Origin of the sequence: Corynebacterium tuberculostearicum SK141 (assembly GCF_000175635.1) — a bacterium.
GTDB classification, from domain to species: Bacteria; Actinomycetota; Actinomycetes; order Mycobacteriales; family Mycobacteriaceae; genus Corynebacterium; species Corynebacterium tuberculostearicum_C.
Map to the genome: position 1 here is coordinate 165,621 of NZ_ACVP01000012.1, position 14,781 is coordinate 180,401.

Below are 14,781 nucleotides of genomic sequence, written 5' to 3' on the forward strand. Positions count from 1 at the left end.
CGGTGGGCGAGTCTTTACGGGCGGTAGTCGGTGACCTCGCGCCAGGTGAGCTGTTCCTGGAGGGCGTGGTCGGCAGGGGGAAGGACGAAGACATGGGCGACGTCGCGAAGCGGCTCTAAGCGCACAAAGTTGCGCTCGGACCAGTGATAGGCAGAGCCGGTAATCGTGTCCTGGACGGTATAGGACTCGCCGGGGTGGCGGCCGATAGCCTGCATATCTACCGTGACGGTGGCTTCCTGTGCATTGCGCGGATCCAGGTTGACCACAACGAGCACCACATTGCCGGTGGCTGGATCCGCCTTCGAATAGGCAATTATGGCTTCATTGTCGGTGTCATGGAACCGCAGGGTGCGCAATTGCTGCAAAGCCGGGTTATCGCGGCGGATCTGGTTGAGCAGCCGGATATAGGACTCGAGGGAATCTCCTGACGCAGCCGCCGCCGCAAAATCGCGCGGGCGCAGTTCGTACTTCTCAGAGTCGAGATATTCCTCGGAGCCTGGGGCTACCGGGGTGTGCTCGTAGAGTTCAAAGCCGGAGTACACGCCCCATAGAGGCGACATGGTGGCGGCTAGGACAGCGCGAATGGCGAACATGGCACGCCCGCCGGTCTGCAGGGACTCGTGCAGGATATCCGGAGTATTAACAAAGAGGTTGGGGCGGCAGATATCTGCTTGGTCGACGTGCATCCGGCCAAACTGGGTGAGTTCTTGTTTAGAGGTCTGCCAGGTGAAGTAGGTATAGGACTGGGAGAAACCCGCCTTCGCTAGACCGAAGAGGCGAGGCGCGCGGGTAAAGGCCTCCGCCAAGAAGATGACATCCGGATGGGTGGCATGTACGCGGGTAATCAGCCAGTTCCAAAAGTTTGCCGGCTTGGTGTGCGGGTTATCCACGCGGAATGTACTCACACCGGCTTCCACCCAAATCATCAAGGTCTCATAGATCTCGTGGTAGATGGCATCAGGAGCGTTATCGAAGTTGAGCGGATAAATATCCTGATACTTCTTCGGCGGGTTCTCGGCGTAGGCGATGGAGCCATCCGGAAGGACGGTGAAAAATTCTGGGTGGCTGCTAGCCCATGGATGATCGGGCGATGCCTGAAGCGCGAAATCAAGCGCTACCTCCAGGCCGAGTTCCTGGGCGCGAGAGACTAATCTCTTGAAATCCTCCATCGTGCCCAGGTCTGGATGGGTGGTGGAGTGGTCCTGGATGGCCCAGGGGCTTCCCACATCGCCGGGCTCGGCCACGACCGAATTATTCTTTCCCTTGCGGTGTACCTTGCCGATGGGATGGATGGGCGGAAAGTACACCGTATCGAAGCCCATATCGGCCACCCGCTCCAGTGCCTTGGCAGTGGTGTCAAAAGTGCCGTGGACTGGATTTCCCTCTTTATCCCAGCCTCCCGTGGAGCGGGGAAAAAGCTCATACCACGAGTTATAGAGTGCGGCCCGGCGCTCCACATATACCTCGTGGATTGCGCCCTCCACCAGCAGGTCGCGCAGGGGATGCGAGTGCAGGATGCCTGCTACTTCCTCCGAGAGTGCTACCTGCACGCGCTTATCGACGTCCAAGGACTCATCCTCCAAGTCCCGAGCGGCCGCAAAGAGCGGTTCCACCACATCCGACGGGGTTTGCAGAGCCGCGCGAGAAAACAACTCGGCGCCATGCTGCAGGTCATTGGCCAGCTCAGCAGCGGATTGCCCAGCCGCCATCTTCTTGGTTACCGCGTTCTTCCACGTGGCGATGGGATCGGACCAGGCATCGACGCGGAAGTACCAGGTGCCTTGGGTGCCCGGGGTAAATACGCCGTGTACGCGATCCTGATCATCGGGATCAACCTGCATGGTGACCGAGGAGGTAGCCGTGGTCCGTGCCGCCCACGCAGACAGGGTTGCCGAGACCGCATCGTGGCCCTCGCGCCAGACGAGGGCGGTGACAGGAATTACCTCGCCTACAACGGCTTTGGAGGCTACAGAACCGGCAGAGATAAGCGGGCGGACATCGTCAATACCAAGGCGAGTAGTCATGTCCATAAGACTAATGCAGCTGTGTCAATTTCACCGGGCAAAGAACAAATCAGTCACAATGGAAGGCGTGAACGACGTAACTCCCACTGATCAAGATTGGCTCGTAGATTTTCGCGGCGTCGAGCTGCGCCGCGGGGGCAAGACCCTCGTCGGACCCGTGGACTGGCAAGTAGAGCTCGATGAGCGCTGGGTCATTATCGGCCCCAATGGCGCGGGCAAGACCTCGCTGGTGCGCATGGCCGCGGCCGAAGAGTTCCCCTCGAAAGGCACCGCCTTTTTGATGGGGGAGCAAATCGGCAAAACCGACATGCGCGATCTGCGTGCGCTTATAGGCATCTCTTCCGCGGCGGTGCAATCGCGCATCCCGGATACTGAGCGAGTGGACGATCTAGTTGTCTCCGCTGGCTACGCAGTGCTGGGCCGCTGGCGGGAAGAATACCAGGACATGGATTTCTCCCGCGCGGATGACATCTTGGCCCAAGTTGGGGCCACCCACCTCAAAGAGCGCACCTGGGGAACCCTGTCTGAGGGAGAAAAGAAGCGCGTCGTCCTCGCTCGCGCGCTCATGTCTAACCCGGAGTTGCTCATCCTCGATGAGCCGTCCGCGGGAATGGACCTGGGAGGCCGCGAAGACCTCGTGGGATATCTTGGCAATCTAGCCATGGACCCAGATGCCCCAGCGATAGTCATGATCACCCACCACGTGGAGGAGATCCCCTATGGCTTCACCCACGCCATGCTATTGGATGAGGGTAAAGTTGTGGCAAAAGGACTGATTAATTCCGTCCTCACCTCCGAAAATCTGACTCGCGCTTTCCACCAGCCCATTCAGGTGGACCGCATTGGACAGCGATACTTCGCCCGCCGAGCTTCTCTATGACCAATCCTTTTCATGACCGTCTCGATGCCATTGACGCCAGCGATACCACCGGCTTCCACGGTGGGCGCCTGGCGGCAACCGTCCTGCTCCTGCGGGACGGCGCTGATGGTCTTGAAGTGTGGGTACAAGAGCGCGTCCACACCATGCACAACTACCCGGGGCATTCAGTATTTCCGGGCGGCGGTGTAGATCCGCGCGACTTTCCGCCGCGTTCCTGGGACTCGGGCGAGCTGTGGGCCGGAAAGTCTGTCATCTCTATGGCGCGCCGGATGGGCGTGACCAAGTACAAAGCCCACGCCCTTGTTTTCGCCGCTGCCCGCGAGCTCTTCGAGGAGGCCGGCACCCTTTTCGCTATCCGCGAGGACGGCATTGTCTCCAATGCGCGGCGCTATCACAAGGAGCGAAAGCTCCTCGAAAACCACACCATTTCCTTTACCGAATTCCTCAGCAATAACGGAATGCGCGTCGACGCCGATATGCTCCTTCCCTGGGCGCGTTGGGTAGGAAAGGGGAAAAGCCATTGGTTCGACACCTTCTTCTTCGTTGGGGTGTTGCCCTCCGGCCAAGAACCCGATGGGGATACCGATGAAGCAGACGATGCCGGATGGTTCTCCCCGCAGCTCATCCTGGACGGCTGGCGCGCCGGGCTGGTGCGCCTTGTCATCCCCACGTGGGCACAGATGCAAAGGCTGAGCAAGTATTCCTCCGTACAAGAGGTCCTAGAGGATGCGTCCTTTTCGGACCTGCGCCCCGTCATTGGGGATCCGCGCGAAGATCCCCGTTACCGCGAATTCTTTTCCACCACCCCTTTAGACCGAATATGAGTTATACCCCCGCAGAAGTCGACTTCCTTGCCGAGCATCAAGAGGAAATAGCACACCTCGACCTCACCTTAACCAAGGCTTCTCGGCTCAAAGACACCGAAATCCTCAAAGCTAAGTTCGGTGAGTATGGCCGCGCGGTCATGGAGCTGGTAACCGCCCGCAGTTCCGGCAAGCTCCCGCACGATTGGCTTATGGACGCAGACTCCGCCCAGCAAGCAACCCCCATCGAAGTGGCGGCGTATCGGACGAAATTCCTCGCCGAGCAGGGCGTGCGCAGCGTCCACGACGTCACCTGTTCCATCGGCACCGAAGGCTATAATTCTCCGCTCGACTACATCGGCTCAGACCTGGATGAATCACGGGTAAGAATGGCGCGGCATAACCTCTCTTCCGCCAAGATTTTCCGCGCGGATGCGCTGACGACTACTACCACCGCCGATGTTCTCCTTGCAGACCCGGCCCGCCGCGCCGGTGGCAGGCGAATCACGCGGCCGGAGGATTTGGTGCCACCGCTCCCGGAGGTCGTCGATAAGCATCGCGACAAGGAACTGGCCATCAAGTGCGCTCCTGGCCTTGATTTTAGCGAGTGGGACGGCCTCGTCACCATCGCGAGCGTCGATGGCGGGGTAAAAGAAGCCTGCCTTTATACCCCAGGCCTTGGCAGCGGCCGAAGAGCGGTAATGATTCGAGGAAACAAGCTGGATGTCCTCGACGACCACGCCGACAACCTACCCGATGCTGGAGACATTGGCAGTTACCTCATCGACCCGGATGGGGCCATCGTTCGTGCGGGATTGGTCCAGCACTACGCGGCCAGGGAAGGGCTGCATCAAATCGATCCGCGCATCGCATACCTGACAGGAGAGAGGATTCCGGAGGGGACTTCGGGATTTCCATTCATAGAAAAAGTACCCCTAAAGAGATTAAAATCCGTACTTAAATCCTATGACGCAGGAAGCTTAGAAATCCTTGTACGCGGGGTAGAAGTGGACCCTGACCAGCTGCGGAAGAAGATGAAGCTGAAGGGCAAGAAACCATTTGCGGTCATCATTACGCGAATTGGCTCACAGGGAATCGCCTTGCTGTGTCAACCCCGAGTATCATCGTCCGAGGATAATTACGCAACATAAATATATCGGAAAGGTGAGTGCCCAATGCCAACTATCGTGGCTCTGGTCAAACACGTGCCGGATACGTGGTCTACCAAGTCTTTGAACGATGACCACACCCTGGATCGCACCTCCGTGGATAACGTCATTGATGAGGTTAATGAGTACTCCGTGGAACAAGCCCTGCGACTGCGCGACGATAACCCCGATGCGGGCTACAAAGTCGTAGCACTGACGATGGGGCCGGCCCAAGCCGACGAGGCATTGCGCAAGGCTTTGGCCATGGGCGCCGACGATGCCGTGCTCGTCTCCGATGATTCCTTGGCCGGAGCGGATGCGCTTTCGACCGCGTGGACCCTCAATGCCGCGCTTAACAAGCTTGACGACGTCCAGCTGATCACCGCTGGCGCCGAGGCTTCCGACGCCTCCACCGGCCTGCTTGCCGGCCTGCTCGCCGAATACCGCCAGCTGCCGGCCCTTACCGGCCTGCACAAGGTAGAGCTAGCAGACGGCACCCTGCAGGGCACCCGCGAGGATGCGCGCGGCACCTGGGAACTTGAGGCGCCACTGCCAGCGATCGTTACGGTGAACGATAAGAGCGACAAGCCACGATTCCCCAACTTCAAGGGCCTTATGGCAGCTAAGAAGGCGGAAATCACCACCTTTACCGTGGCTGACCTGGGCATCGAAGCCATCGCGCCGACGACCTCCGTGGTGGCCGCTGAGAAGTGCCCGCCGCGCACCGCCGGCGAAGTTATTTCGGAGCCCAACCCGCAGGACGCAGCGAAGAAGATCGCTGACTTCCTGTCCGCTAAGAACTTGATTTAGGAGTAGATATGTCTCACGTTTACGTACTAGTTGAGCACGACGCGGACAACCTCCTTCCCGTTACCGGCGAGCTGATTACGGCCGCGCGGGAATTGGGTACGGTGTCTGCAGTGGTCGTCGGCAAGCAGGCCGATAAGTTCGATGCCGACCTTGCCGCCCTCGGTGCCGCACAGGTAGTTCAGGCAACGGCCGAGGATTATGACCAGCGTTTCCTTACCCCGGAGGTTGATGCCCTGCATGCGCTTGGCGCTGCGAACCCAGCGCCCATCGTGCTGGCCGCAACTCCGGCCAATAACGAGATTGCCGGCCGCCTTGCGGCTCGCCTCGCCTCTGGCGCGCTGGTCAATGTCAATGGCATCGCCGCTGATGGCTCCGCCCAGATGAGCATTTTCGGTGGTTCCTATGAGACCACCTCCACCGCCGCTGGCCAATGCCCGATCTACACCCTTCGCCCGGGTGCGGTTGAGGCAGCGCCACAGCAGGTGGAGGCGCAGCCGGCGCCGATGCCGTTGCCGGCCGCCACGGGCAAAGACGTCAAGGTAACTTCCTTTACTCCGGCACAGAAGTCCGCACGACCGGAAATTACCGAGGCCAAGGCAGTCGTCGCCGGCGGGCGTGGCGTGGGCGATGAGTTCGGCGCCGTCGTCGAGCCGCTTGCCGACGCCCTCGGGGCTGCAGTCGGCGCCACCCGCGACGCCGTCGATGAAGGCTTTTATGACGCTGCCTATCAGATCGGCCAGACCGGTGTTACCGTCTCGCCCGACCTCTACATCGGCTTGGGTATCTCTGGCGCTATCCAGCACACCTCTGGCATGCAGACTTCCGGCACCATTGTGGTAGTCAACCAAGACCAAGATGAGCCGTTCTTCCAGATCGCTGATCTCGGCGTCGTGGGTGACCTGCATGAAATCGCACCGGCCCTGACCGAGGAACTGAAGGCGCGCCAGTAATGCCGTACTACTTCGACTATGCCGCTACCCAGCCGATGCGCCAGAGCGCGATTGACGCGTGGGTGGCGGCGGCCGGCTCCCTCAACTCCGGCGCGCAGTATGGTTCTGGCCGAAAGGCTCGGTCCGTGCTGGATGATGCCCGTGAAAAGGTCGCTTCCCTCCTCGGTTGCGAGCCCATCGAAGTCATCTTTACTTCTTCTGGCACCGAAGCGGACAATATCGCCATCCAGGGGCTCTACGCGGCTGGGCAAACAAACCGCATTATTTCTACCGATATTGAGCACCCGGCCGTGCGCGATACCGTCTCTAAGCTGGAGAAAACCGGAGCGGCCGTCGATATCCTTCCCGTCGACCGTTCTGGGCACATCGCAGATCTGTCTGCCCTAGACACGCTTGCCGACGTCGCTACCTGCATGTGGGCCAACAACGAAACCGGCGCCATTCAGCCCATCGAAGAGCTTGCCACACGTGCGAATGCGACAGGCACGCCCGTGCACGTCGACGCGGTCCAGGCCGTTGGCAAGATCCCCATCAACTTTTCCTCGCTAGGGGTCACCAGCCTCGCCGCCAGCGCCCACAAGTTCGGTGGCCCCCGCGGCATCGGTCTGCTTTTGGCCAAGCGCAGTCCTGCGCCCCAGCCGATCGCCTACGGCGGCGGCCAAGAGCGAGGTATTCGCCCTGGCACCGTGGACGTCGCGAGCGCTTCTGGTCTAGCTGCGGCGTTGGAGGAATCCGTCTCCGAAATCACCGCCCAGGGTGAGCGAATTGCTGCTCTCCGCAATAAGCTGCGTGACGTAATCCTCGACACCATTGATGACGTAGTGGTCAACTCTGCTGAGCCGTGCTTGCCTTCCCACCTGCACGTCTCTTTCCCCGGCGCTGACGGCGATAGCCTCATCATGCTGCTGGATTCATTGCAGATCGAGGCGTCTACCGGCAGCGCTTGCAGCGCAGGCGTAAACCGCATGTCTCATGTCCTCGAGGCAATGGGTGTAAGTGAGGCGGAAGGAATCGGTTCCCTGCGCTTTACTCTCGGCAGGCTTACTTCGGAAGAGGATGTTGACTACGTCTTGGCTCATCTTCCGGAGGTCATTTCCCGAGCCCGTTCCGTCTAGCTATCATTCCTTTCCTTTGCTGCTGCCCGCCGGGCGGCGATAGCTTGGCCTACCGTTAGAGCCCAGTTCTTGTTCTTGGGCGCTAGCGGTCCTTGGGGCTCATCGTATTCCCAGCGGCCATCTTCAAAGAGCCACACAATGTCTCCGGTGTGCGGGTCCATTATGTAGAAGGCACCACCGTCGGTTTTGATGTTGTGGTGATGCTGGCAGAGTGATGCCAAGTTGCTCCCCGCCGTTTTTCCTCCCTGTGCATGGTCAATCCGGTGGTCCTTTTGGCAGTTCTCTGCGGGGCGATTACAACCTGGCCAGCGGCACACGCCATCGCGGCCTTCTACGTAGGCGCCAATGAGCGGGGGAGTGACGTAGCTTTCGCTCTCCTTTACTTTGGCACGATCCATGTCTCGCGTCTGGGTGGGGCACAGACTGTCAGCGGTCTCTGGGCTTACCCACCCGAATCCCCGGATGAATGCGGGAGCCGCCTCCTGGTCGTGGGCTCGGTACATGTGAAGAACCACTTTCGTCCGCGACTCTATTTCGCCCAGAATCAACTTGGCTAGGGCTTCAGCTTTCGTGAGGTTATGCTCTTCGGCTGCCTTACTAACGTGTTCATCGATGGCTAGCATGGTAGCTTCATCGAATTCCACAGCTAGCCCGGCCTTCCCGCCGAAACTGTGGTAGGTGAAATAGGAGTCGTTCCCTGCATTAGGCTCTTTATCTTCATTGGGGTGTGGGTCCTCCACAGCGATGAGGCCATTTAGTTTTCGCCGCACATTCGTATTCGAAGGCAGTACCTGGCCGGGCTTCGTGGGGGTCAGGTAACGCGCAAGCTCTTGGTCTATCCGCTCGAGAATCTCGGTCGGGATGTCGCCCAGCTTGCTAAGCACGGCGTCGATAGTAATAAGACGAGAGAAATCCAGGAAGTAATAGGTTTCCTGGAGCGCCTTTGTGAGTGGAAGCTCTGCGAGTCGATAAAGGGCCATTGTTATGTCTCGCGTGCGCCGCTCGCTTAAGCCCGTGCGGGTGGAAAGTGTGTGGCAAGATATATCGAAATCTTCTTCTAGGTCTGGCTTCACCTCATTCCAGAATAGGTAATCTTGTTTTCTGATTTCTGTGGCTTTAACTGCAAGTGGATCGTTGGGATCATTGACTATGTAGTAGGCGTCCAAGATTAAATCCCCCGATGTGTAGAACATGTGTGCTTAGCTTCATGGTGAATATTTTAAGGCGTACCCTGCCCCTTTGCAAGGGGTATGGACAAAAATGTGTTCTAAAGGGATGCATTCCAAGAGGGGCGAAATGAAAGTAAAGAAAATTATTTCAAGTGGTGCGTGTTAAAGATGTGACAGGAGTGAAGGCGTTGCTAGACTCACGCGCATGACTTCAAAGAAAGCACTCCGAAAGAGCATCACTGCGGTAGTTACCGTGGCTGCACTAGCTGTAAGTGGTACCGCCATTGCCCAGGCGGTGAGCTTTGGTGCACCTAAGGGCATTGACGTGGCGGCGCACCAGCATCCGGGCGGTACGCCCATCGATTGGTCTAAAGTGCGTTCCGACGGACAGTCCTTTGCATTTGTGAAGGCTACCGAAGGCGGGGATTGGGTAAACCCCCACTACGTACAGGATATTCAGGCGGCTAATGCTGCTGGACTCAAGACCGGTGCATACCACTACGCACGTCCGGCTGGCGACGCCAAGACTCAGGCGGCCAACTTCGCGGCACAGATCGCCCTTGCCCCGAATCAGACATTGCCTCCTGCACTTGATATCGAGGTGACGGAAGGGAAGTCTGCGGCACAGCTGGAGCAGTGGATTGAAGATTTTACTAGCGAGCTCAAGCGTCTTACCGGTCGCACGCCCATGATCTACACCTACAAGTACTTCTGGATGGGGCAGATGAATAACTCCCAGAAGTTCTCGGATATGCCACTGTGGCTCGCCGCCTATCAGGACCAAGCACCTGAAGCGGTGGGCGGATGGAACGAGCTATCTTTCTGGCAGCGTTCTGGTTCTGGCAAGGTAGCAGGCATTTCTACCGATGTCGACATGAACCTGTTTAATGGTTCCAAGCAGCAGCTGCAGACTTTCAGCGACGGCAATTACGTTGACGTCGGCGGCGCGCTAGAACAGCTGGTTGTGAGCGATGGGCTTGACTTGAGCTCCGATAGTACGCCGCTCATCGGTGCTATTTTGGCCCTGGCGGCGGGGCTGATTGCGATTCCGCAGCTTGCCGACGCCGCCGAAAAGTCCGGCCTCGATCCCGAAGCAGCGGAGGGCTTGGCTGCCTTCGTAAAGACCCTGCAAGACAAGGATGCCCTTCCAGTGGAGGACCTGGGTGATATGGCCAAGGGCAACTTTTCCGTCAGTGACCTAGCTATCCTGCTGGACAATGCCGGTCACGTGAACAATGTTAAGTCAGGCAACGTCTCCGAGTCGGAGGTATCGGAAGCTAAGAATGCCGCCAAGAACGCCGGCGCCGATGTTCCTGATTTTGATGCGGGTCAGGTGGCTACGCTGCTTAATCGAGTGCTGCAGTAGCACCGGTGAAAAACGCGCGGGTCCAGGCCTCGTCTTTGTAATGGGCGGGCACGGCCCCGCCAAGGAGTGCCTTTGCCAGCTGAGCGGCTTCGACGGAGCCCTCGGCTGGCATTTCTGTATCTGAGGCTACCAGGATGATGTTCCCGTAGCGCCGGCCCTTGAGCATCGGTGGGTCCGCGATGACGGCGAGGTGGTCAAATACTCGATCGAGGCCCGCCAGCTCGCTCTTTGCCAGCTGTAGATCGGAATGGTCTCCGCAGTTGGCTACGTAGAGGCCACCCGGCGCCAGCGACTGCTTTGCAGCCTGAAAGAATTCCACGGTGGTGAGGTTGGCTGGTGTCTTGTCGCCGGCAAAGACATCTCGGATGATGATGTCGCGGCTGGACGGAAGGAACCCCTCGGTTTCTGTGCGTGCTTCGCCGGCGCGGATTTTGACGGTGGGGGATCGGGGGACGTCGAAAAGCGTACGCACCAACTCGCCCAACTTGGTGTCGAGTTCGACCACCGTGTGGCGGCTGCCTGGAAGCTTGCTGGCGAAGTAGCGCGGAAGGGAGCATCCCGCGCCGCCCAAGTGGGTGACGCGAAGCTTATTCGCGGGCTGAGTATTGAGGCGCTCAACCGCCGCCGCAATCCAGCGCATGTACTCGAACTCCAGCTCTTCTGGCTCGCCGAGCACAATGTGGCTGCTCGGCACGCCATTAACGTTGAGAATATAGGCACCGTCGCGAAACTCATCCTGCACCACCTCGGCCGTGCCGGTAGAAATCTCGTAGGTGCCGGTGATTCCCGGATCGGTGGAAGCTCGCTTTCTGCCCATGTCACACAAGCTTAGGGAATGGATTCGATTTAAACCGCGTTGGGGCTAGGGAGTAGACTTTCGGGCCTGTAGTCAAGGTGAAATGGGGAGCACAATGCGAGTATTGGTTGCCATGTCCGGCGGCGTGGACTCATCGGTTGCCGCCGCGCGTGCAGTAGAAGCCGGCCACGAGGTGATTGGCGTTCACCTCGCGCTGCACAAAGACGCACAGCAGACCAGGGAAAAGGCCCGCGGATGCTGCTCATTGGAGGATTCGGCCGATGCCCGCCGCATCTGCGATAAGCTGGGCATTCCCTTTTATGTCTGGGACTTTTCGGAAGAATTCAAAGAAGAGGTCATCACGGACTTCGTGGATTCCTACGCCCGCGGCGAGACGCCCAATCCCTGCCTGCGCTGCAACGAGAAGATAAAGTTCCGGGCGCTGCTGCAAAAGGGCATGGCGCTTGGCTTCGATGCGGTTGCGACGGGCCACTACGCCACTATCGACGAGGACGGCTATATGCGCCGCTCCTTGGATGAGAATAAGGATCAGTCTTATGTGCTCGGCGTGATTTCGGCCGAGGAGTTGGAGCATTGCTTTTTCCCCATCGGCGATACCCCCAAGCCGCAGATCCGTGAAGAGGCTGCGGCCCATGGCTTTTCCACCGCGAAGAAGCCAGATTCCTATGACATCTGTTTTATTCCAGACGGAAATACGCAGGCGTTTTTGGGTGCCCGCATTGGGCTGCGCCCCGGCATGATCGTGGACCAAGAAGGCACGGAGCTCAAAGAGCACGATGGCGCATGGAACTACACCATCGGCCAGCGCAAGGGCCTAGACATCAAGGCGCCGGCTGCCGACGGCCGCCCCCGCTACGTCACCGATATTGATGCTGCTACCGGAACGGTTACCGTCGGTGCCCGCGAGGACTTGGCCGTCACCTCTATCCAGGCCGATCTCCTGAAGTACCTCCACCCAGGCATGGATGGGGACTTTGAGTGCGAGGTTCAGGTGCGCGCACACGGCTCCGTAGTGCCCTGTATCGCCCACGTTGACCGCGAGGCGGACGAGATGCGCCTCGAACTCAAGGAGCCGCTATCTGGTGTCGCCCGCGGCCAAGCAGCGGTGCTGTACTTGCCTTCGCCGGACGAGCTGGGAGACATCGTCATCGGCTCCGGCACCATCTGCGGAACTAATTAAGCACGCAGTTGGCGATGAGCCGATCTAGGGCGCGCACATCGATATTGGGGCCAATGTTGATTTTGAACTCGCCGGCCCTAGTCCACAGCTGTAGCTCCGCATTGAAGTCAAGGAGCTTTCCGGCGTTTTCCGTGGACCACATGGTGATGGAGGAATAGGGCAGGGAGTACATCTCTACCTTTTTGCCTGTAAGGCCTTGGGCATCGCGGATGATGAGGCGCCTATTGGTAAATACGGCGGCATCACGGACGGTCTTGAAAGCGCAGACAGGATATTCCTGGTCAGCCAAGACGGTGGAAATGTCCTGAGGGATTTCGCACTCGTTGTAGAAGGTCCAGCCGGAGTATTTTTCCACGCCCATAGTAAGGTTCCTTTCCAAGTGATACGTCGCGTATCGAATAGATAATTCTGAGAAATAATACTAGCGCCGAGGTGAATATGGACGCTTTTGGCTTAGGCCCCATGCCGGGATACTCCATGAGTGAGGCGGCAGACATCGTGATGGGGGAGACGGGTGGTCTTCCGCACCTTCCGCAGTTGCCGGACCGCGGGATTCACGCTGGGGCCATTGGGCGAACAGCGGGCTTGTTGGAAGCAGTCTCCATTGACCGCGGACCACGATCGTGGGTACTCAGTGATCGGCCGCAGCTCATCTCGCATCGGATTGGCGACCAGTTGAGCCGGGACCTGGACGAGATTCAGGAGGTGTGGGGCGAGTCAGTTCCGCGCATCAAGGTCCAAGCGGTAGGCCCGTGGAGTTTGGCGGCCGCTGTGGAGCTAGGAAACGGGCACCGCGCGATTACTGATTCGGGTGCGTTCCGGGACCTGTGTGGTGCTCTATTGGCCGGGATTCAGGAACACACGGCGCAGGTGGCACAGCGCTTTGGGGCAGAAGTGCGTGTCCAGCTGGACGAGCCCCTGCTTGCCGACGTCCTTTCAGGCACCCTTCCAGGCACCACCGACTTCGATACGATTAGGGCTGTTCCCGCGGACCAGGTCAATGCGACACTTGCGGAGTTTGGCGCGGATTACTTAAGGCTTCGCGAGCCACTATGGGAAGTAGCAGCGAAAACGGTGCTGCTCGATTTCGCTGGTCTAGCCTCGCCAGAGCATCTCGATGGCTTGGGGCAGTGGATTGATGGTGGCGCTCGCGTCGGATTGGGTGTGGCAGGGCACGATGCTCGCACGGAAGCTATTGCTATTGCACAGCACTTTGACCGCATGGGTTTGTCGCGGGAGCTAATTCCAGGACAGGTTGATATCTTTCCGTGGCCGGTGGAAAAGTCCGCGCACAGCTATTCTTTTGCCGCTGAGGTGGCGGGCATCCTCATCCGCGACGCCGGCGATCTTTAATCGACGCGCCCGCGGCTATCCGTGGTGGTGAAGTATTCGCCCATATAGGGAATGACATAGCGCAGCTTGCCATGTGCGGTGGGTTCGATGAGGTCGGCGTCGATAAGCCGCTGGCGGGTGGCCGACAAGGAACGCACCGTGCGGTCCATGTGGCCCGCGATGTCTGCGATAGTAGCGATGCCATCGACTTCGACTGCGGCCATCGCTTCCAGGAACTCCCGCTGCGCCGGCGGCAGGGCTAGCGTCGCAGGCTGGTGCACCTGCGCGCCCATGATCGATATTGCATCTGGGGCGATAGAGGTGATTGTCTGCTGGGAAATGCCGCCTTCTTGGTTGCGGCGACTGCGCTCCCACGCCAGTGAGCCGACCAATTGCACGAGGTAGGGGTAGCCGCGGGTGAGCGCGGCGGCGTCGGTAATCGCTTCGTGGCTAAACTCCAGCCCCGACCCCGAAGCCGTATGCTCTAGGGCCTGCTTCGCATTGGCCGGCGACAAGGGGCCGAGCACGTATTTCTGGGCCCGGCGCAGGAAGGTTACCCCGGGCAGGTCCAGCAAGTGGTTGACCCCCTGCGGCAGACCAGCGGCCACCAATGCGATATCGATTTCATCGCGCACCAAGTCTTGGTAGGCCACGGCGATGGTAGTGAGCTCTTCGACGTCGGCGTCTTGAACCTCGTCGATGGTGAGGAGGATGCCGGTGCCTTTCAGCTCGGAGGAAAGCTCGCGTAGGCGAGTATTCAACGTGGGGGTGAAGCGGTCTTCCTTCTGGTGGTCGAAGCCAATCGATCCTACGCCGCCGATGCCGATGCGGCTGATCTTCTTCTTATCGCTGGGCGAAAGCCGCTCGAGAAGCCTCGGAATCGTGGTGTTGACCAGTTCCTCCACCATGGTGGAGCGCCCAGAGGCGCGTAGCGTTACCCAACCGTGCGCTTCAGCTATATCTTCCAACTCGTTGATAAGGACCGTTTTGCCGATGCCCCTAGCTCCGCTTAGCACCATGGAACGGGAGGCATTGCCTGCCGAGCCATCGAGGGCAGTGCGGAAACTATCGAGCACGATGCCGCGTCCGACCCAGAACAGGGGAGGGGCGCCGAATGTCGGGCGGAATGGGTTGTCCATGCGGCTAGTGTAACCCGTTTTGCCGGAGATTTGGGAGACTTTCGGCTC

Annotated in this window: 14 protein-coding genes; 9 read left to right on the forward strand and 5 right to left on the reverse strand. The window is 59.2% G+C overall.

Annotated features, from left to right (window positions below; all coding sequences use genetic code 11):
- Nucleotides 1-14 precede the first annotated feature (14 nt).
- Complete coding sequence (locus tag CORTU0001_RS04265) at nt 15-2,024, reverse strand: maltotransferase domain-containing protein (RefSeq protein ID WP_034668139.1); 2,010 nt, start codon at nt 2,022-2,024, stop codon at nt 15-17.
- Nucleotides 2,025-2,082: 58 nt separating this feature from the next.
- Here CORTU0001_RS04265 and CORTU0001_RS04270 point away from each other — a divergent pair, with 58 nt between their 5' ends.
- From CORTU0001_RS04270 to CORTU0001_RS04295, 6 genes are read left to right on the forward strand one after another with little or no spacing between them, the layout of a single operon-like run.
- On the forward strand, nt 2,083-2,904 hold the full coding sequence (locus CORTU0001_RS04270) for an ABC transporter ATP-binding protein (protein ID WP_005327654.1): 822 nt from the start codon (nt 2,083-2,085) through the stop codon (nt 2,902-2,904).
- The gene (locus CORTU0001_RS04275) at nt 2,901-3,728 is read left to right on the forward strand and encodes an NUDIX hydrolase (protein ID WP_005327655.1); all 828 of its coding nucleotides are present in this window, start codon (nt 2,901-2,903) and stop codon (nt 3,726-3,728) included. Before CORTU0001_RS04270 ends, CORTU0001_RS04275 begins: the two co-directional genes overlap by 4 nt.
- Nucleotides 3,725-4,858: a THUMP-like domain-containing protein gene (locus tag CORTU0001_RS04280; protein ID WP_005327656.1), complete on the forward strand. Its 1,134-nt coding sequence runs from the start codon at nt 3,725-3,727 to the stop codon at nt 4,856-4,858. The genes CORTU0001_RS04275 and CORTU0001_RS04280 overlap by 4 nt, the downstream gene beginning before the upstream one ends.
- Before the next feature lie 24 nt (nt 4,859-4,882).
- Nucleotides 4,883-5,665, forward strand: coding sequence for an electron transfer flavoprotein subunit beta/FixA family protein (locus tag CORTU0001_RS04285; protein ID WP_005327657.1), 783 nt, complete (start codon nt 4,883-4,885; stop codon nt 5,663-5,665).
- A gap of 8 nt (nt 5,666-5,673) precedes the next feature.
- Nucleotides 5,674-6,615 carry an electron transfer flavoprotein subunit alpha/FixB family protein gene (locus CORTU0001_RS04290; RefSeq protein WP_005327658.1) on the forward strand — a complete coding sequence of 314 codons (942 nt, stop codon included), beginning with the start codon at nt 5,674-5,676 and terminating at the stop codon, nt 6,613-6,615.
- The gene (locus tag CORTU0001_RS04295; protein WP_005327659.1) at nt 6,615-7,730 is read left to right on the forward strand and encodes a cysteine desulfurase family protein; all 1,116 of its coding nucleotides are present in this window, start codon (nt 6,615-6,617) and stop codon (nt 7,728-7,730) included. Before CORTU0001_RS04290 ends, CORTU0001_RS04295 begins: the two co-directional genes overlap by 1 nt.
- Here CORTU0001_RS04295 and CORTU0001_RS04300 read toward each other — a convergent pair.
- Nucleotides 7,727-8,923 (reverse strand): HNH endonuclease signature motif containing protein, encoded by a 1,197-nt coding sequence (locus CORTU0001_RS04300; RefSeq protein WP_005327661.1) that lies wholly within the window; start codon nt 8,921-8,923, stop codon nt 7,727-7,729. The genes CORTU0001_RS04295 and CORTU0001_RS04300 overlap by 4 nt on opposite strands.
- A 181-nt stretch (nt 8,924-9,104) precedes the next feature.
- On the opposite strand from CORTU0001_RS04300, the gene CORTU0001_RS04305 reads away from it, so the two are divergent.
- The gene (locus CORTU0001_RS04305; RefSeq protein WP_005327663.1) at nt 9,105-10,265 is read left to right on the forward strand and encodes a glycoside hydrolase family 25 protein; all 1,161 of its coding nucleotides are present in this window, start codon (nt 9,105-9,107) and stop codon (nt 10,263-10,265) included.
- Here CORTU0001_RS04305 and CORTU0001_RS04310 read toward each other — a convergent pair.
- Complete coding sequence (locus tag CORTU0001_RS04310) at nt 10,246-11,082, reverse strand: spermidine synthase (RefSeq protein WP_005327665.1); 837 nt, start codon at nt 11,080-11,082, stop codon at nt 10,246-10,248. The two genes, CORTU0001_RS04305 and CORTU0001_RS04310, sit on opposite strands and share 20 nt — an antisense overlap.
- Before the next feature lie 94 nt (nt 11,083-11,176).
- Between CORTU0001_RS04310 and mnmA the strand changes: the two genes are divergently transcribed.
- Nucleotides 11,177-12,262, forward strand: coding sequence for a tRNA 2-thiouridine(34) synthase MnmA (gene mnmA, locus CORTU0001_RS04315; RefSeq protein WP_034668141.1), 1,086 nt, complete (start codon nt 11,177-11,179; stop codon nt 12,260-12,262).
- Here the strand turns inward: mnmA and CORTU0001_RS04320 are convergent.
- Complete coding sequence (locus CORTU0001_RS04320) at nt 12,255-12,623, reverse strand: PH domain-containing protein (protein ID WP_005327668.1); 369 nt, start codon at nt 12,621-12,623, stop codon at nt 12,255-12,257. The two genes, mnmA and CORTU0001_RS04320, sit on opposite strands and share 8 nt — an antisense overlap.
- Before the next feature lie 77 nt (nt 12,624-12,700).
- Between CORTU0001_RS04320 and CORTU0001_RS04325 the strand changes: the two genes are divergently transcribed.
- Nucleotides 12,701-13,615 (forward strand): uroporphyrinogen decarboxylase/cobalamine-independent methonine synthase family protein, encoded by a 915-nt coding sequence (locus CORTU0001_RS04325; protein WP_005327669.1) that lies wholly within the window; start codon nt 12,701-12,703, stop codon nt 13,613-13,615.
- On the opposite strand, the gene CORTU0001_RS04330 is transcribed toward CORTU0001_RS04325, so the two are convergent.
- Nucleotides 13,612-14,733: an ATP-binding protein gene (locus tag CORTU0001_RS04330; protein ID WP_005327671.1), complete on the reverse strand. Its 1,122-nt coding sequence runs from the start codon at nt 14,731-14,733 to the stop codon at nt 13,612-13,614. The two genes, CORTU0001_RS04325 and CORTU0001_RS04330, sit on opposite strands and share 4 nt — an antisense overlap.
- Between the last annotated feature and the right edge of the window lie 48 nt (nt 14,734-14,781).